This window comes from Arcicella sp. BE140 (genome assembly GCF_031456255.1).
In the GTDB taxonomy this organism is placed as follows: Bacteria; Bacteroidota; Bacteroidia; order Cytophagales; family Spirosomataceae; genus Arcicella; species Arcicella aquatica.
In genome coordinates this window covers 1-17,652 of record NZ_JAVDUE010000013.1, presented here as the reverse complement: position 1 = coordinate 17,652, position 17,652 = coordinate 1, and the positions used below count along the sequence as shown (strand labels likewise).

Here is a 17,652-nt window from a genome sequence, read left to right as displayed (position 1 = left end):
AGGTTATCAAATCTATGACCAATCGGGTCTCTACTTCCTAACTTTTCAAGTAATTGATTGGGTGGATGTTTTCAGCAGAGATTTTCTTTAGTATAAATTTATATTACAGTAATACGCCAAGCAATAGCTTTGCAATGTAACATTGCAGTACACTCTGACGTAGCGAAAAACACTACGCCAAGCTAGGGTTTTATTTGCACGCAAAATATTCGTAAGTACTAGTACTGATAGTTTGATTCAGAGACGATACAATTTTTTCGGTAAGCAGGTAACCCTTACTATCAAAAGTATAGGTATAGTTGTATTCAGATATTTTATTTCCAAAAAAATTATTGTTTATTTTTTTAGTAGGGTAATTTTTTTGGAAATCTGTAAAGCTAGGAGTTCCGTAATTGTATAAAAAAATTATTTTTGTTTTTCTTACTTCGGGTGTCCAAGCGGTTATTTCCTCTGAAAGATACCTTGGTCTATCAGTATAAGAAGTGTAATACTTTGACAAATTTCCATTCAAATATTCAAATTCGTTTTGGTAAAATAGATTCATACTTATACCAGTATCGCTCTTATAATATGAAGAATTGATCTTACATGTATTAGTACCATATTCTGATAAAGCAATCATTGAAGGGAATTTATCAGTAGTTAAGGTGAAATTTTCTGAACGATTTACCCTGCCATTTTTATCACAATAAAATTTTGTGCTAGAAAAATTATTATAAATTTCTTTTGCGTAAGGTTTTGTATCAGAACCAAGGTTCGAACGTTCCTCTTCATATCTGTACAAGATAATCCTCTCATTATTGGTTGGTAAATAAGTTGACTTTATCGTTATAGCAATTACTTTGTTTTCGTCATTATAAGTATATTCACGTACATCTTTTGTATCTCCTGATAATGTAGTAACCGTTTTTACCAGACAGCCTGGTGTGCCATTTGTAGCCAAAATATCCTTTAACGATTTGTAGCTTTGTGTTCTATTATAAGTTGTTACGGCATTGGTAGGTGGTAAAAGGGCATTGTAATCATCCAGAATAGATTTTATACCCGTTTCAGTTTCGGTGATGTCTAGCTGGTTATTACTGATTGAAAAATTTAAGGTAAATGTCTTGTTAGCTTTGGCGATGGTGATGGTTTTGTCTTGGATTTTATAAGTAAAAGCTACGCCGTCTTGTGTACCTTTACCATTTTCATCAAAAACCCAAGCTACGGTTTTTTTGAAGGTTTGGGTGGTTCCAGCTTTATCGGTTAGCTCTAAATCACTAGCTAAATCTACTTTTTTGCTGGCAACGGTTGCCGAACCTACAGCACTCTGGAATTTCCAAGTACCTACAATTGATGGGCTAACAGTAGTAGGGGGAGTTGGAGTAGGGTCATCGATTTTTTCATCGCAAGAAAGGCATATTAATGATAGTATAAATACTGAGGCGTTTAGTAGTTTCGAGAACATGATAGAAGGTTTATTATTGTAAATGACAATTAGCCACAAAAGTACAACAATAAAATGGAGTTTTTCACTGATTAGATGCTGAAAACATTAGATATTATCTTCAGGGGTTATCTGCTGTTCTAGGTATGACGGGTAGAACAGCAGAGGTGTATTTCAAGTTGAGTACTCAGTTTACCAATAGCCGCTGCGTTCTAAGAACGCCTGACACCGTGACGTTTGAAAAACACTATGCCAAGCTAGGGTTAATCTTTTTTCCTTATTACTTTTATGTCCCTCGCTTGGCGTAGTGTTTTTCACTACGTCAGTGTGTACTGCAATGTTACATGGCAAAAAGGAAAAATATATTACACCAAACGAAGGTTCATCAAAACTTTCCGCCCTTGTTGGAGTTATTTCCAACAAAGGCGAAAAAACCCTTATTAATTCAATAAACAAATGACTAAAATGAGAATTCTTTTTACGGGTGGTTCGGGAAAAGCAGGAAAGCATGTAATTGCGTATCTGCTCGAACAAGGACACAAGGTACTGAACGTGGATATAACAACTTTGAATCTTGTAGGGGTTGAAAACCTGATAGCTGACATTACGGATGCTGGACAAATGTTTAATGCCATGAGTTCTTACATAGGCTTAGGTGAATTGGAAGGTGGCAATGGTGTACCAAAATTTGATGCAGTAGTACATTTTGCCGCAGTTCCCAGAATTTTGATTAAACCAGATAATGAAACCTTTCGAGTGAACACAATTGGGACGTATAATGTGATTGAAGCAGCCGTTAAACTGGGTATTAAAAAGATTATTATTGCTTCTTCGGAAACCACTTATGGAATCTGTTTTTCAGATGGACAAACTGACCCGAAATCATTACCGCTTGAAGAGGATTATGATGTGGACCCTATGGATAGTTACGGATTATCAAAGGTTGTGAATGAAAAAACGGCACAGAGTTTCCAGCGTCGTTCAGGCCTTGATATTTATGCACTCCGAATTGGAAATGTGATTGAACCTCATGAATATGCTGAACTATTCCCGCATTATTTTAAAAATCCTGAAGTTCGTCGCAGAAATGCTTTTTGTTATATAGATGCCCGTGACTTAGGACAAATCGTAAATTTATGTTTACAGAAAGACGGACTTGGGTTTCAGATTTTCAATGCTGGAAATGACCACAATGGTGCCATTATTCCAAGTAAAGAATTAGTCGAAAAGTTTTTCCCCAACGTACCAGTTACTCGTGAATTAGGCGAACACGAAGCCTTATTTTCTAATCGAAAAATCCGAGAAGTGCTTGGATTCAAAGAACAACATAATTGGAGGAAATACGTAAAGGGTGAGTGATTTATAGTTTGGTAAGCCTACTGAAAACTGTATATACAAAACAATCAAATTGATAACAAAAATTCATGAAATATCTTCAATTTAGTAATAATGACAGCATCCCAATGTTGGGTTTAGGCACTTGGAAATCAGCCAAAGGTGAGATTTATCAAACCGTTAGAAAAGCCATCGAAATTGGTTATCGCCATTTTGATTGTGCCTTAATCTATGGTAATGAACACGAAATAGGGCAGGCAATTTCAGATGCAATCAATAATAAAGAGGTAACCAGAAATGAGCTTTGGATTACCTCAAAACTATGGAATAATCGCCATAAAAAAGTTGATATTCAACCAACTATTGAAATAACATTGGACAGTTTGAAACTCGAATATTTAGATTTATACTTAATTCATTGGCCAGTGGCACTCTTAAACAACGTAAATTATCCAAAAGATGGGAGTGAAATGGTTGACTTGAAGCACATTCCTTTGGTGGAAACTTGGCAGGGGATGATTGCTTTAAAAGAAAATAATTTGACCAAGCATATCGGTGTTTCAAATTTTAGCATTAAAAAAATCAATGAATTAATCAATGAAACTGGTGTTTGTCCAGAAGCCCTACAATTAGAACTACATCCATTTCTTCAACAAAATAAAATTGTAGATTTTGCCAATGCCAACAACATCATCCTCACTGGTTTTTGCCCTCTTGGTTCGTCAGATAGACCCATCAATAGGATTACAGCAGGTGAACCCAAGTTGTTTGAAAATAAAACAATTATAGATATTGCCCAAGAGAAAGGAAATACACCCGCACAAATTATGCTCGCTTGGGCAATCAATAGAGGCACATCGGTCATTCCAAAATCCGTAAATCCACAAAGGTTAAAAGAAAATATTGAAGCCGCTGATATTGAACTTACACCTTTAAAAATGGAGAAAATTAATAAATTAGATCAACATTATCGATATATTAAGGGTGATTTTTGGTGCTTAGAGGGCAGTGGCTACACCTTAGAAAACCTTTGGGATGAAGTTTGAAGTAGGGCTGAATTAATAAAGACCAATATGCCTGCGGGGGAGAATAAACCCCAACTAGCGCAAGTGTTAAGCAAAGCGTCACTTGTGCTAAACTTTATTTAATTAAGTTTCAAACTGAATTAAAACAAAGGTCCAAGACAATTTAACAGCCGCAGATGTAAAAAAGGGGGACGATTTAGATATATTGTGGAACAATTATCAACAAGAAACAATAATTGCAATTAAAAACATGGAAATATTGGTAGTGTTTTGTGGAATACATTTTTTATGCAGGTCTTTGCTCAGGCAGGCTAAAAAGTTTATTGGTTTTGATTATCGAATAGCTTTAATATTAACCTTTTTACTGTCGGTAATGCTCACCTTCTTGTTAAAATTTGAACAAAATTCTGCTGAATATCCTTTTTTCACAAATTTACCAACTCTATTTTATTTAATTTTTAATTTTCGATTAATTACTATTTTCTCCAACAAATATAGCGATACTGATAGTTTTGCTTTTGACGATTTAGAAAGTGGTAGTTATTTGACTTATTGGTTATCTGAACTAGACAAAAATCTTTGGAAAGTAGGGATTCTCTCTATTTTGATAAAGAATTTCTTTGAACATTTGTAAATTTCCGCCCTTGTTGGAGTTATCTACAACAAGGTGGGCGACAGCAATGCACCAGCTTAATAATTTGTGTTTTATCTTTATTCTAGTGCTGCTGTCGCACTAGTTGTTGGAGATAACTCCAACAAAGGCGTTAATTATCTCCAACAAAGGCGATTTTTTTTGTTTTGTTAAAATTAAATCATTTCTTCTATTTTACCTTCCTTTAGCTTATTTTACTCTTCTTGATGTGCAACGCAATATACTAAGCGATGGGATTAAAAACATTTTCAAATCAATACTGTTTACTTAAAAGTACTTGATAGGCAATACCTACGCGAGTAAAAAGCCATAGAAAACAAACCTTCTCCTCCTTTGAAGAGGTTAAGTAATAAGATTATTATATGTACAGAGAGCAAGAGTTACCAAAATTAAGACCTATTATTACATTTGAAGTTGAGGCGAATGGTGAAGTAGAAAAATTTCAGAATGAGGTATTAAGACCTATCCTGAAATTACAGAACGACTTATTGGTTCAGATTTTCATACAATATTGTCATCAACGCAAAGGTGGATTCTTTAAATTAGCTGATAAAGACAAGCTGCTATATATCGACCAGACAATCAGAAAAGACATGAAGTTCAAGCATTATCTGGAAGGTGTAATTGCAGGGCATTTTACCTTGGATGAGTACCTGCTTTTCTTGGGAAACGAAGAGGAACTTACCAAAAGGATGATTCATTTATTGATACAAAGGCTACAAAGTCAGCTCTTTTTATTAACCAAATAAATACCACATAATACAATCAATCCACCAATAATTTGTTCGGTTCTTAGGATTTCGCCCAACAGGAAAAAAGAAATAATCGACGTAAGTACTGGCTGAATTAGTAAGGTGGGCGACACGATGGCGGCTGGGATAAAGCCCAACGCATAGTTTATAGAAAGCCACCCCGCCAAATGGCAGATTAAACCCGAACCCACAAAGGCTATCCATGTAGTTTGATTGAAATGCGTCATTTCTAAATCCTGTTGCCAACAGGTAAGAAACGAGAAAATCAAACAGGCTATTAACGACCATGCCATAAAATTAACGGTATCGACCTTCCCTCTGATGCGTTGGGTAATGAGCATATACCCTGCATAAAATACAGCGGCACCTATAGCCATAAAATGCCCCAACCCCACACTAGGATTTTGCAAAATATCTTTGCCCGCTACCAGAAAAACCCCTACCATAGCCACAGCTAGCCCAAGCCAGTATATTTTAGGCAGTTTTTGTTTAAAAAAAAGCAATGTTCCTAAACCAACAAATACCGAAGCATTGTTAGCCAATAAAGTAGAAACCGACGCAGAAGTGCGGAGGATAGAGAGATTCCAGAGGCTCATGTCGGCTACGAACAACAAGCCTGCGATGGTTATTAAAATGGCAGTGTTTGCATCAGGGATTTTGATGCCTTTGTATAGCCAAATTGGCACCAGACCAATAAAGCAAAAAAAGTAACGATAAAACCCAGAAGTAAGGGCTGGGGCATCGGCCATTTTGACAAAAATAGCAGACCAAGCGATACAAAAAACGCCCAAAAGGAGGTATAGATATGCCTTTAAAGGAATGTCGGAATCTTGTGTTTTCAAAATATTGTTAATAACGTATGAAGTATAATCCAAAATTACCGAAATTGTTCATTATTTACTCATAAGCGAAACGAATGACAGAAAAACAATTATTTGAAATCCTTAAACAAAAAGAATCTACCACATTAGAATTTAAAAGTAGAATAGATAGTCCTTATAAAATAGCACGCACCTTGGCAGCCTTTGCGAATACTTCTGGCGGACAGTTGATTATTGGTGTAAATGACGATAAGTCGATAAAAGGCTGTTCGGAGATAGAAGAAATGACGAAGGTAATCTATGCTACCAGCGAGCTAGTAGTCCCTCCTATTGATATTGTGTATTCGTCGGTAAAGGTGGAAGGCAAACACAATATTATGATTGTGAATATTACTGAGGCAGTCAATAAACCGCATGAATCAATAGACGAACACGAGCATCGTACAGTATATGTTCGGGCAAATGATGAAACTACGCCCGTAACAAAGGAGATGACACAAGTGATGATTAAGGCGGATAAGGACATCAACAAGCAAATATTGGAACAACCCAACGTAAAGTATTTGATTACTTACTTGAAAAAGAATACTAAAATTACGGCTAAGGAATATGCTAAACTGGTGAATATTTCTGCCTATAGGGCTACCAAATTGTTAGAGGCTCTTACGTACGAGAGTATTCTGCTGATGTTATCAAGACAAAAGCCTACGCAGTTTGTGCTTCGGAAATGGTAGGGTTTGTGGTTGTTGGCTAAGGTTTTTACTCGCTTGATTTTGTGACACTGTATAAAGCGAATGAAAATTAAATAACAAAATAATTTATTACCCTTGTTAATAGTTAGCATAGAGTCTATTAGTCATAGTAAAATTCTTATAATAGTATTTATAAAACTCATTTTCTTTCTATATGAAGCTGTTTAAACTTTCCTTTTCGGGTTAAACTAAGTCTTTTAGAATAGCTTGATCCAAAATTTACTCAACGTAGCGATGCTATGCTTCCTAAATTTTGAAAAAATCAATTCAAGAATATACAATACTTTCACTTCAGAAACGGAAAGTTTAAACAGCTTCTATTTGTAAAAAACAAGAATAAAGTTTATCAATGGATTATATTTTATAAAAAACAATCAAAATTTCATTTATATTCCATAACCAATCAAAAAAATCAGTACCTTGTTCTTTAAAAATCGTATAGAATTTAAAATTAAAAAACAAGATGTTTAATACTAAAGTTTTAACATTATCTCACAAAAATATAACTTATTATCTTTGTAAAATAACAGGAGCAAAACTTGCAACTATGACATATGTAGCAAGAAGAAGGGAAGATGACGAAGAGGGTGCTGTTCAAAGAATATTGAATAAATCTAGAATATCTGCGATAAAAGACTTTATTATTTCAGGTGGATATTTCCCAAATAATGTTATATTAAACTTTGGTAATGCTAGTAATGTGACAGTAGAGAAAGACAACGACACTGTAAGCATATCTGATGATGTAAGAATTGCTCAAATAATAGACGGACAACATAGAATCGAAGGGATAAAGGAAGCTATTAAGAACGACCCATTGATTGGTGAAGTCGAATTCCCAGTTATTTTTGGAATTGGTTTATCTACTGCTCAATGCGCAGAAATTTTTTTAAGTATAAACACCGAGCAGAAAGTAGTTCCTAAAAGTTTAATTTATGACTTATATAGTTTAACCAATATTACCAGTAGAGATTTTAGTATTGACAGAAGCAATGATATAGCAATCAAATTAAATGAAGATAATAAATCGCCATATTATGGTTACATAAAATTTCCTAGTAGCAAAAAATTTAAAGGAGGAATACAGTTAGCAACTGTTGTTAGCAATCTTAAGGTGTTTGTAAAAGAGGAAGGTGAATTTAAAAAATATTCTTTAACAAGTTTAGAAAATCAAACAGTTACTTTATTAAACTATTTTACAGCTATCGAGAAAGCTTATGGAAATTGGGATAGTCTAAAAAACCCTTTTTTATATGCATCTGGTTTTGGAGCTGCTTTAGATGTATTACAACATAGAATCCTAGCAATTGGATACTCAAAAAAAGAGTTTACTGTCGATTTCTTTAAATCAATTGTCAAATTTGATAGACATAGTTTACCTACTACAGAAATAATTAAAGGTATGTCTGGAGATAAACAAAGAAACGTAATTAAGGATAAACTTCTAATATCTTTTGATTTCGAAGAAACAAATGAAAACGAAATAAAGTTCTAACTATGTCAAATACTATCCAATCCTATAACTATTTAACATCTAATAATCGTATAACTAATTCTAATATAGATAGCTATACAATAAATACTGTTGATTATACCAATCTATGTGATTGTCTAAAATCTGATATGGATGGTTTTTTTTTAAATGCAATTTTATCATATAGTTCGGCAATAGATGGACTAATGAAAAAAAGTTTTTCTTGGGCTACTATAAAGTTATATTATACTTTATTTTATTCTCTAAAAGCAGAACTATCAAGAAATGGATTTATTATTTTTTATCACAATGGTAAGCTATTTTCAGGTCTAAACCAAGTAGGGGAACAGTTTAAACCATTGAAAGGAACTTCTCATGAAGCTATTTTCAAACTATTTTCAACAAAATTCCCTCAAAATAAATTTGTAATAAATGATATTGATAATTCAAAATCATTTGAATGGTTTAAGGAAAATAGAGAACATGTCAATTATCGTATCAATCCAATGAGTGACCCACAAGTATCATCTCTCTATCTTAAACCTATTTCTAATTTGAGGGTATGGATTTCAAACTATATTCAAGATACTAATACAAATATTTACACATTTGATAATGAACATGCTTATCTTGCATTTACAACTCAAATAATTGAAGACCTATTCACCGAATATTCAAATATTAATAGAAAAAATTTATACTTAAACGAATGTAATTTCAAATATATAAAGACCAATTTTACTGATAAAAGTGGTCCTATATCAGTATTAATTCATCGTCTAAATCAAATAAAAAAATAGAAATTGTTCAAAAAAACTACTTAGCGTAATATTTTACTTCCTCAGTATGTTGCTACATTACATTGAAAAATGTATTTTAGCTAATTGTTTTTTGTTCTTTAAGAATTTTCGGCTCATTAACTAAATATCCCTTTTACTCTTAGAGAATTGCTTAAGCACTTGTCTTTCGCGAAGCAAATGCGTAACTGACAGCAGAAAGCCCCTAATGCACTACCAACTCCGTATCAATAATAATCTCTTCAGGCATTAGTTTTTCTGCTGGTTTGGCATCTATTATCTTTAATAGCAACAACGCCGCTTGCTCGCCCATTTTGTAGGCAAATTGTTCTACCGATGCCAACGGTGGGTTATCTAAATATGCCGTAATAGGCAAATTAGCAAAACTTACAAAATGAATATCGCTATTGGGTACAATACCATTTTGCCGACAGCTTTGCATGGCATACAGGGCTACGTAGTCGTTGAAACATAAAACTGCCTCGGGCTTTTCTTGTAAAGCCATCAACTCTTCCATTTTTTTGAAAGTATCTTCTTTGCTCAAATCTGTAGATTTAATGTAGTGCTGAACGATGGGCAATTGCAAAGATTTTAGAGCTTTCCAATAACCCTCTAAGCGTTCATTTGAAATCTCCAGATTTGATGGCCCATTCAGAATAGCAATTTTAGTGATGCCTTTGTTGGCTAGAAAAGACGTGGCTTCAAAAGCGGCTTCTAGGATGTTGCCCCTTACTTTATTAACGGCCACATCTTTGGGCACTCTATCAAAAAACACTAGAGGAATACCATAATTTTCTAGTTCCTTGAAAGAATAATACTGGGTAGTCTCGGCTGAAATAGAGGCTATTACGCCATCTACCCTACTACTGATAAACGATTTTATCGCCCTGTTTTCGCGTGCTAATTTATCCCTCGACTGGCTGATTACTACGTTATACCCTTTTTCACTAATAACATCTTCGATACCCGTAATGGCCTGCGAAAAAAACTCCTCCTGCAAATGCGGAAACACTACGCCGACAGTATAGGTTTTGTTTTTCCTCAATAATATTGCCGCAGGATTTGGCACATAGTTTAGCCGTTTGGCTACTTCAAAAACCTGCTCTTTGGTTTTAAGCCCAATCCTTGGATGATTCTGCAATGCCCTCGACACCGTAGAAATAGCAATGCCTAATTCTTGAGCAATATGTTTAATGGTAACCTGACTTTTCTGCATGATACATCTTTGAGATTGGATTTGTAAAATTAGGGAGATTTTTGAAGTTTGTGCAAAATTTGCGCAAATGTTTGTAATGCCTTTCTAATAGGTTTTATGGTACTTTTTCAATTAATTTCATTGCCTAGCGTAGATGATGGCAATGAGTATTTCTAAAAAATATCGTCCTTTGATTTAAAATTTAATTTTACGCTCAGAGATGTACCCAGAAAATATTATTGCCAAATTTCAAGAACAATTTTCAAAACAAGCTTCCCTAGTGGTTCGTGCGCCAGGACGCATCAACCTTATCGGCGAACATACCGATTATAATGATGGTTTTGTGTTGCCTGCGGCTATCGATAAAGCCATTTATTTTGCTATTGCCCCTCGTCAGGATGACACCTGTAATGTATATGCCTACGATTTAGAAAGTAGCGATACTTTCAGTATTAGCGACATTCAAAAATCTACTAACAGTTGGGCGAATTACTTGATTGGCGTGGTGGATGAAATCCAAAAAGCGGGACAGACTATCAAGGGTTTTGATTTAGTTTTTGGGGGAGATATTCCTTTGGGGGCTGGCGTATCGTCGTCGGCTGCGGTAGAAACGGGCTTGGCTTTTGCCTTGAACGAAATCTATGGTTTAGGTTTAGCAACGATGCAAATGGTAAAAATCGGGAAGGCTGCCGAAAATAATTTTGTAGGCGTAAACTGTGGTATCATGGACCAGTTTGCTTCGATGTTTGGTAAAAAAGATGCGGTAATTCGTTTGGATTGTAGAAGTCTTGACTACCAACATTTTCCGTTGTCGTTACCCAACCATACTATTATTCTTTGCAATTCTGGGGTTAAACACTCTTTGGGTGATTCTGAATATAATACCCGTAGATTGGAATGCGAAGAAGGTCTGAGGATTTTAGGAGGTATTTATCCAGCCGTAAAAAGCTTTAGAGACCTGTCGCTTACAATGGTAGAAAATGCCAAAGCGAGTCTTTCTGAAAATGTGTATAAACGTTGTGTATATGTTGTCGGCGAAATTGACCGCGTAGTAGTGGCGTGCGAAGCCTTGGAACAAAATGATTTGGCGACTTTCGGCAAAAAAATGTACGAAACACACGACGGTCTGCAACATAATTATGCTGTATCGTGCGAGGAGCTAGACTTTTTAGTGGACGAAACTCGCGAGGATAGTGCCGTAGTAGGCTCAAGAATGATGGGCGGAGGTTTTGGTGGTTGCACTGTAAACATCGTTGAAAAAAGCAATGCAGCAGCATTTTTACAAAGAATCAAAAGAGCGTATCAAGCTAAATACCAAAAAGATTTAGTGACTTACGAGGTGGCTTTGACAAATGGAACGGAGGCTCTTTAGTTAGTGAATGAGCGAATTAGTGATTGAGTGAGTAATTATGAGCCTTTAGATTAGAAGATGTTGGATACTAGATGCTATACTAAAGATATAAAGTTTATCAATAAAAAACATTCACTAACTCACTCATTCACAACTCAATCACTCAATAAAATAAAAATATGAACTCAATTTTTGAAGAACATCCACATAGAAGATATAACCCACTGACAGACAGTTGGGTATTGGTATCGCCACATCGTGCCAAGCGTCCGTGGCAAGGGCAGGTAGAAAAAGTAGCTGGCGACGACCGTCCTGCTTACGACGAAACCTGTTATCTGTGTCCGACAAACACTCGGATGAATGGCGAAGTAAACCCTGATTATCAAGACGTTTATATTTTCAATAACGACTTTGCGGCTTTGTTAGAAGACACCCCTCAGCATAGTTTTGAAGAAGACGAATTGTTCAGAGCAGAGACCGAAAGAGGATTGGGCAGAGTAATTTGCTTCTCCCCTCGCCACGACCTCACCGTTCCAGAAATGGAAGAAACGGCCATCAGAAAAGTAGTGGATGCATGGGTAGATGAATACCTAACCCTTGGCGGAAAAGACTTTATTAACTACGTTCAGATTTTCGAGAACAAAGGTTTTGTAATGGGCTGTTCAAATCCACACCCACATGGACAAATTTGGGCATCGTCATCGATTCCAGATGAACCCATGAAAAAGCAAATCGCCCAATTGAAGTATTGGCAAAAAAATCAACGCTCTTTGCTGGCAGACTATCTAGAAAAAGAGTTAGTAAAACAAGAAAGAGTATTATTTGAAAACGAGCATTTTGTGGCCCTCGTACCTTATTGGGCAGTTTGGCCGTTTGAGACCATGATTGTACCGAAGCGGAAAATGGCAAGAATCTCGGACATGACCGATGCGGAAAAAGACGCTTTTGCAAATGCCTACAAAAGGTTGACAGTACGTTACGACAATCTTTTTGAGACCTCCTTCCCCTACTCGGCTGGTGTACACCAAGCCCCAACCGATGGCGAAGCGCATGACGAATGGCATTGGCATTTTGTATTTTATCCTCCGCTTTTACGTTCGGCAACTGTGAAGAAATTCATGGTAGGTTACGAAATGCTAGCGAACCCACAAAGAGACATCACCGCTGAAAAAAGTGCGGCAGTATTGCGTGCTTTATCAGAAGTACATTATAAGCTTTGAGTTGTGAGCGATGAGCATGTGAGTCTTGAATTTTTAGTTGTGAGTCTTGAGTTATGAATTGTCATTGCCTAACATTTAGATTTAAAAAATTACTTAACCACAAATACATTTTTATCCCTAACGGGTTTTTGATTCGTATTTAAAAAGGCTTCACTTTGTGGAGTCTTTTTTTTTGTTTAGTGAGTTAGTGATTGGTGATTGAGTGAATTTTTCAGTTATAGAGTTAGTAAATTGTCTGATAATGTGAGTAGGGATTATATTCTTTTGTCTTGTATCTAGAGTCCTTTTAGTCCAAAGTCTAGTGTCTTCCATTCATAAAGTCTTTCGTCTTTAATCCGCAGTCGCTTGGCTTTGCCGAGTAACGAGTAACACAGAATCCTTCTGGGCGAACCTTTGGCTAGAAGATAATTAGTTTACATTCACCCTCGCTTGGCGTAGTGAAAAACATTATGGAATACTTTCAAGTATTGTGTCTAACCAAAAAGGTTTCCAATCTTCGCTTTTTATGTTTTCAATTTGTTTTTTTATAATGATATAATTTGAACGATGCTCCGAATAAATTGTTGGTATAGCTTCTAAAAATATTGGTATATTCTCTTTCTTGTTCAATATTCTAATTATCGACGCTTGCAATATGGATTCAGCCTGAGGCATAAAAGCATCAGCATTTGATAGCAATTCGTTTATATAAGTTCTTATATCGGTTCTAACATCAAAATAGTTCTCGACATATTCTCTCCACATTGCATGAATATCTGAAGTATTTCCAGAAGGGCTTTCATCAAGCACAACTGAACAAAATTTCCTAAAGGTTGTTGAATCTCTATTGTTGTACATCGTTTCAACCAGTGCTTTATATTCTTCTACTTCATCGTCGCTTACATATCTAATTTCGTATAATCTTGCATACAAATTATCATTCATCTGTCTTATTGTTTTTAGTATCCCTAAATATTTTTATTAATAGCATTTGTTTAAAAATGCCAAGTATAGCATTTTTACTTCTTCTTTTTAAGGATAATTTGTTATTTCTTTAAGAAAATTCTCTTTAGTCTTTAATATCATTACTTTCTCGTTTTTAAATAAAAAACACTTATCTGATTGAATATATACTCGCTCCTCGAAGTCACCGACTTCGTGGGATAGATAAATGACAATCTCTGATTGTACAAGCCAGGTTTAAAAGCATTCAAACCCTAGCTTGGCGTAGTGTTTTTCACTACGTCAGTGTGTATTTCCTTCTTAGAAGGCATCAGCTAGTAATGGAAGTTTAAAAAACGATAAATGCTTCACATTTTGCCATATAACATTACTTATCAATCTGACGTTTGAAAAACACTACGCTAAGGGGGCTATTACAAATCTTTTTTTTCAATTTTTAAACAACATGCTAAATCATATAAAAAAGTTTTATAGTCAAAGTCTTCAAGTCTTTTATTTTCAAGTACTTCTTTGATATTTTTCAAATATTCAGTTTCAATATATCTTATCCTCTGCTCTCTATCCATTGTTTTATAAGTATTGAAATCTAGTTTATATTCAAAACTAAGTTTAGCTCTCTCTTTTACTACCCTTGGCTTACGAATGGGATGAAAAGAATCAAACTTTTCAGAAACGCATATTATTATAGTTGAAATATGCCTGATTGAATTACCATAGTTTTTCTCGTAAAAAAAACTATTCAATTCATCTTCAAATTCAACTGTTCTAATATCAGTAATCTCATATGAAGATTCACTTGTAATAAAAAAAGTCATAGTATTTTATTTATCTAAAATATGTATTCCCTCGCTCCACGAAGTCTCTGACTTCGTGATAAAGATAAAGGACAATCTGTGATTGTCCAAGCCAGTTTTAAACGTATGCAAACACTCAGATTTGTAAAAAATATCAAGTAAGAGCCTAGTAACAAAGGATGCTCTTCATCTTATTATCCGTAACTTTTTCTAATTTCAGTTTAAAACTAAAATAATATCACCCTTCTCCAAGTGACACTTTGCTTGATACTTGAACTACCAAAGGGATAAAAATTGGCATAATATTTGTCGAAAAAAAGCAGTAGTATAATTTGTAAATTACTGAATATCTACACATTACAACATAAAATTATTTACAAATTTTACTCTTTTTTTTATAAAAATGTTATTGTAGCTTATTTCTCTAAGACATTAATAACCCATCTAGAAACTTAATATCCTGATATTAAGTAAAAAACAACATGAAAAAAAATATCCTATCATTAGTCCTCAGCCTAGGCGTTCTTACATCATCATGCATATCCGATATTGTTATTGACGATCAAGCAGGCAAAAACATTAATAATTTAGTAGTTCCTACTGGTTTTAACTGGTCAACCACAAAGGACATAACCTTTTCAGTGTCAATTACCGACAATCGTTTCAACAATGCTCTTCATGTTGTGGCAGTTTATTTAGCTGACCCATCCAAAGGGGTTGTAGCACTTTCAAAAGGAACAGCGTCGATGGCTGCTTCTTTTAAAACTAAGATTGCAGTCCCTGCAGGTGTTAAAGAGGTTTACTTTGTTAAAACTGCTCCAGATGGCACCAAGTTTACTCAGAAAGTAGCCTTAACCACTAGCACTAGCTTGGCTGTAAAGCTGGGGATGGCTTCATCCGAAAGAATTAGTACTCCATCAGAACAATACGCAACAACCGCTGAAACAAGTCCAGATTGTAATTCTGGATGTGATATTACAATCAGTAGCGCTCCTCAATCACCTTTTGTTCTTAATAAAGAAACAGGGACAAAAACAATATGTGTAACAGGGAGTAACTATACTTTGAATTTTATTAATTCAGAACAATATGATGAGCTAAAAGGTGGTACATTACGAATTTGTGGTACTGGTATTACTATTAGGAATTTGAACTTATATAATTCTCAAAATTACACTATAATAATTACCAAGGGTAGTTCTGTAACTTTTGAAAACAATCTTCACTTGAATTGGACTGAAACGTTAAAAAACTTTGGAACATTAACCGCTGGTTCGATTACAGTAGATGGGCATTTAAAGAATTATGGAACGATAAATACTTGGGGTTTTGAATCTGATTATGATTCAGGGGCATATTCAAGCGTTATAAATGAAGGAACTCTAACTATTAATGGTAGAGCTAGTTTAGGTGGCGATAAGATTGTAAATGATGGAGACATTACTATTAAAGGAAATGTAGATACATCTCCTTATCGGAAAATATCTATAACTAATAATGGTACAATGACCATTTTAGGAGATTATTACTTCATTGGAGATGTACAATTCTACAATAATGGAGTTATAACAGTTTCGAAACAACTTTCCTTTTTAGGACATAAAATAGAGTTTTTTAACAACAACTATATGACTGTTAATAGCATATATATGCATTATTCAACTAATACATTTACCAACAAATGTCATTTAGTTATCAATGAATCATTTACTTTTGATGGTACCATATTTAACGATAGTTATATATCAGTTGGTAAGTCTGTCGCACTTAACTTTGGCGCGACTATATATATGCGTAGTGGTGCTCTATTTGTAACAAATGCTTTGACTGAATTTTACGGTGCTATTGTTGGAGGACCAAGTTTATTCAAAGTAAAGACTACCACTCCAGAAGCAATACTCAATGCGAAACCTTCATATAAACCATATAAAATTTCTGAAGGTCTTCAGTTCTCTGAACCAAGCGGTTTGCTTGACCCTAGTTTAATGGCTTGGGGGGCTAGTAAAACAACAGGCGAGGGTATCTATATCCCTAAAACATCTTGCAATGATGGAAATGGTAGTACACCAGTAGTGAAAGGAGATTCGGATAATGATGGTGTACCTGATATTGCCGAGGATTACCCGAACGACCCTTCCAAGGCATTCAACAACTATACGGTACCTTCAACAGTAGCCTTTGAAGACCAATGGCCGTCTGTAGGTGACTATGATTTAAATGACGTTGTGCTTTCTTTTTCTTACAAAGTTGTTACAAATGCTGCTAATCAAGTTGTTCAAGTAGGTGCCGATTATACCCTTAAAGCCTCTGGTGGTTCGTTTAATAATGGAGCAGGTATTCAGTTTAATATTCCAAGTGGAAATGCAAAAAACTTCATCGGTGAATTAGGTGTGGGTGCTGGTCTAGAAGCTGGTCAGGATAGCGTTGTCGTAGTTTTATTTACAAATGCCCGAAACGAACAATCTGCATGGAATACTATTCAGAATCAAGCATTGGCAGATACTAAATTATATCATTTCAGTTTTGACTTAACAAATGGCCCTCCTCTTGAAACATTTGGTCTTGGTGCTTACAATCCATTTATTTATAATAATTCATCAGGATTAGGTAGAGGTTACGAAACGCACTTATTTGGCAAAAAACCGACTAAATTGGCAAAAAATGACATATTTGGTACCAAAGATGATTTTTCAACGAAAGGCCCATATTATTCAACTATCCAAAAGTTACCTTGGGGTATTGTAGTATCAACTCCTGATTTCAAATACCCTAAAGAAGGTGCAAAGATTACTAATACTTACTTAAAATTTGCCGATTGGGCTTCTTCTGGTGGCACATCAAGTACAGATTGGTATTCTAATACAGCTGGTGGATATAGATATATTCCGAATATGTTTATTCCTTAATAAGCTAGTTATTTTAGAGACCTTACACTTAAAGAGGCTGTCCAAATAGTATTTGGCAGCCTTTTGGTTTGATCCTCGTTCCCCAAAGTCTCTGCCTTCGTTGTACAAATAAATGGGCTTTCCTTTAATGTTGTAAATATTTAATTATCAATATATTACAAAAAAACAACCCCGAAAAAGTGTCAATACTGGCAATTTTCGGGGTTTTTC

General features: G+C 35.0%; 15 protein-coding genes. 10 read left to right on the top strand and 5 right to left on the bottom strand.

The features are described 5' to 3' along the window. Positions 1–190: 190 nt before the first annotated feature. A complete protein-coding gene (locus J2Y60_RS17270) occupies positions 191–1,447 on the bottom strand; it encodes a hypothetical protein (protein ID WP_309921528.1) in 1,257 nt (418 codons plus the stop codon). Between the two features lie 435 nt (positions 1,448–1,882). Between J2Y60_RS17270 and J2Y60_RS17265 the strand changes: the two genes are divergently transcribed. The 4 genes from J2Y60_RS17265 to J2Y60_RS17250 all read left to right on the top strand — a co-directional run bounded on the left by J2Y60_RS17265 (position 1,883) and on the right by J2Y60_RS17250 (position 5,187). After that, entirely contained in the window at positions 1,883–2,785 is a 903-nt protein-coding gene (locus J2Y60_RS17265) for an NAD(P)-dependent oxidoreductase (RefSeq protein WP_309921532.1), read from the top strand. A 65-nt stretch (positions 2,786–2,850) separates the two neighbouring features. Beyond that, positions 2,851–3,807 carry an aldo/keto reductase gene (locus J2Y60_RS17260; protein WP_309921536.1) on the top strand — a complete coding sequence of 319 codons (957 nt, stop codon included), beginning with the start codon at positions 2,851–2,853 and terminating at the stop codon, positions 3,805–3,807. Positions 3,808–4,036: 229 nt separating this feature from the next. Then, complete coding sequence (locus tag J2Y60_RS17255; protein ID WP_309921539.1) at positions 4,037–4,420, top strand: hypothetical protein; 384 nt, start codon at positions 4,037–4,039, stop codon at positions 4,418–4,420. A 380-nt stretch (positions 4,421–4,800) separates the two neighbouring features. Further along, positions 4,801–5,187, top strand: a complete 387-nt coding sequence (locus J2Y60_RS17250; protein ID WP_309921542.1) for a glyoxalase — start codon at positions 4,801–4,803, stop codon at positions 5,185–5,187. Here the strand turns inward: J2Y60_RS17250 and J2Y60_RS17245 are convergent. Further along, positions 5,163–6,032 carry a DMT family transporter gene (locus J2Y60_RS17245; protein ID WP_309921544.1) on the bottom strand — a complete coding sequence of 290 codons (870 nt, stop codon included), beginning with the start codon at positions 6,030–6,032 and terminating at the stop codon, positions 5,163–5,165. The genes J2Y60_RS17250 and J2Y60_RS17245 overlap by 25 nt on opposite strands. Before the next feature lie 74 nt (positions 6,033–6,106). Here J2Y60_RS17245 and J2Y60_RS17240 point away from each other — a divergent pair, with 74 nt between their 5' ends. The 3 genes from J2Y60_RS17240 to J2Y60_RS17230 all read left to right on the top strand — a co-directional run bounded on the left by J2Y60_RS17240 (position 6,107) and on the right by J2Y60_RS17230 (position 9,037). Next, the gene (locus J2Y60_RS17240; protein WP_309921549.1) at positions 6,107–6,745 is read left to right on the top strand and encodes an ATP-binding protein; all 639 of its coding nucleotides are present in this window, start codon (positions 6,107–6,109) and stop codon (positions 6,743–6,745) included. Positions 6,746–7,226: 481 nt separating this feature from the next. Next, positions 7,227–8,258 (top strand): DGQHR domain-containing protein, encoded by a 1,032-nt coding sequence (locus J2Y60_RS17235; RefSeq protein WP_309921552.1) that lies wholly within the window; start codon positions 7,227–7,229, stop codon positions 8,256–8,258. 2 nt (positions 8,259–8,260) lie between these two features. After that, positions 8,261–9,037 carry a hypothetical protein gene (locus J2Y60_RS17230; RefSeq protein WP_309921556.1) on the top strand — a complete coding sequence of 259 codons (777 nt, stop codon included), beginning with the start codon at positions 8,261–8,263 and terminating at the stop codon, positions 9,035–9,037. A 202-nt stretch (positions 9,038–9,239) separates the two neighbouring features. Here the strand turns inward: J2Y60_RS17230 and J2Y60_RS17225 are convergent, their stop codons facing one another. Continuing rightward, entirely contained in the window at positions 9,240–10,250 is a 1,011-nt protein-coding gene (locus tag J2Y60_RS17225; RefSeq protein WP_309921559.1) for a LacI family DNA-binding transcriptional regulator, read from the bottom strand. Between the two features lie 199 nt (positions 10,251–10,449). On the opposite strand from J2Y60_RS17225, the gene J2Y60_RS17220 reads away from it, so the two are divergent. Then, on the top strand, positions 10,450–11,601 hold the full coding sequence (locus J2Y60_RS17220) for a galactokinase (RefSeq protein ID WP_309921562.1): 1,152 nt from the start codon (positions 10,450–10,452) through the stop codon (positions 11,599–11,601). 158 nt (positions 11,602–11,759) lie between these two features. Next, complete coding sequence (locus tag J2Y60_RS17215) at positions 11,760–12,800, top strand: UDP-glucose--hexose-1-phosphate uridylyltransferase (RefSeq protein ID WP_309921565.1); 1,041 nt, start codon at positions 11,760–11,762, stop codon at positions 12,798–12,800. 447 nt (positions 12,801–13,247) lie between these two features. Here the strand turns inward: J2Y60_RS17215 and J2Y60_RS17210 are convergent, their stop codons facing one another. Both J2Y60_RS17210 and J2Y60_RS17205 read right to left on the bottom strand, forming a co-directional pair. Further along, positions 13,248–13,724 carry a hypothetical protein gene (locus J2Y60_RS17210; RefSeq protein ID WP_309921568.1) on the bottom strand — a complete coding sequence of 159 codons (477 nt, stop codon included), beginning with the start codon at positions 13,722–13,724 and terminating at the stop codon, positions 13,248–13,250. Between the two features lie 431 nt (positions 13,725–14,155). Then, complete coding sequence (locus tag J2Y60_RS17205; RefSeq protein WP_309921571.1) at positions 14,156–14,557, bottom strand: Imm44 family immunity protein; 402 nt, start codon at positions 14,555–14,557, stop codon at positions 14,156–14,158. 461 nt (positions 14,558–15,018) lie between these two features. Here J2Y60_RS17205 and J2Y60_RS17200 point away from each other — a divergent pair, with 461 nt between their 5' ends. After that, positions 15,019–17,442: an LruC domain-containing protein gene (locus J2Y60_RS17200; RefSeq protein WP_309921574.1), complete on the top strand. Its 2,424-nt coding sequence runs from the start codon at positions 15,019–15,021 to the stop codon at positions 17,440–17,442. Positions 17,443–17,652 lie beyond the last annotated feature (210 nt).

What these genes read in the sequence shown, in the direction of transcription:
- J2Y60_RS17270 (WP_309921528.1), bottom strand. Translation starts at nt 1,447, where the DNA reads ATGTTCTCGAAACTACTAAACGCCTCAGTATTTATACTATCATTAATA.
- J2Y60_RS17265 (WP_309921532.1), top strand. Translation starts at nt 1,883, where the DNA reads ATGACTAAAATGAGAATTCTTTTTACGGGTGGTTCGGGAAAAGCAGGA.
- J2Y60_RS17260 (WP_309921536.1), top strand. Translation starts at nt 2,851, where the DNA reads ATGAAATATCTTCAATTTAGTAATAATGACAGCATCCCAATGTTGGGT.
- J2Y60_RS17255 (WP_309921539.1), top strand. Translation starts at nt 4,037, where the DNA reads ATGGAAATATTGGTAGTGTTTTGTGGAATACATTTTTTATGCAGGTCT.
- J2Y60_RS17250 (WP_309921542.1), top strand. Translation starts at nt 4,801, where the DNA reads ATGTACAGAGAGCAAGAGTTACCAAAATTAAGACCTATTATTACATTT.
- J2Y60_RS17240 (WP_309921549.1), top strand. Translation starts at nt 6,107, where the DNA reads ATGACAGAAAAACAATTATTTGAAATCCTTAAACAAAAAGAATCTACC.
- J2Y60_RS17235 (WP_309921552.1), top strand. Translation starts at nt 7,227, where the DNA reads ATGTTTAATACTAAAGTTTTAACATTATCTCACAAAAATATAACTTAT.
- J2Y60_RS17230 (WP_309921556.1), top strand. Translation starts at nt 8,261, where the DNA reads ATGTCAAATACTATCCAATCCTATAACTATTTAACATCTAATAATCGT.
- J2Y60_RS17225 (WP_309921559.1), bottom strand. Translation starts at nt 10,250, where the DNA reads ATGCAGAAAAGTCAGGTTACCATTAAACATATTGCTCAAGAATTAGGC.
- J2Y60_RS17220 (WP_309921562.1), top strand. Translation starts at nt 10,450, where the DNA reads ATGTACCCAGAAAATATTATTGCCAAATTTCAAGAACAATTTTCAAAA.
- J2Y60_RS17215 (WP_309921565.1), top strand. Translation starts at nt 11,760, where the DNA reads ATGAACTCAATTTTTGAAGAACATCCACATAGAAGATATAACCCACTG.
- J2Y60_RS17210 (WP_309921568.1), bottom strand. Translation starts at nt 13,724, where the DNA reads ATGAATGATAATTTGTATGCAAGATTATACGAAATTAGATATGTAAGC.
- J2Y60_RS17205 (WP_309921571.1), bottom strand. Translation starts at nt 14,557, where the DNA reads ATGACTTTTTTTATTACAAGTGAATCTTCATATGAGATTACTGATATT.
- J2Y60_RS17200 (WP_309921574.1), top strand. Translation starts at nt 15,019, where the DNA reads ATGAAAAAAAATATCCTATCATTAGTCCTCAGCCTAGGCGTTCTTACA.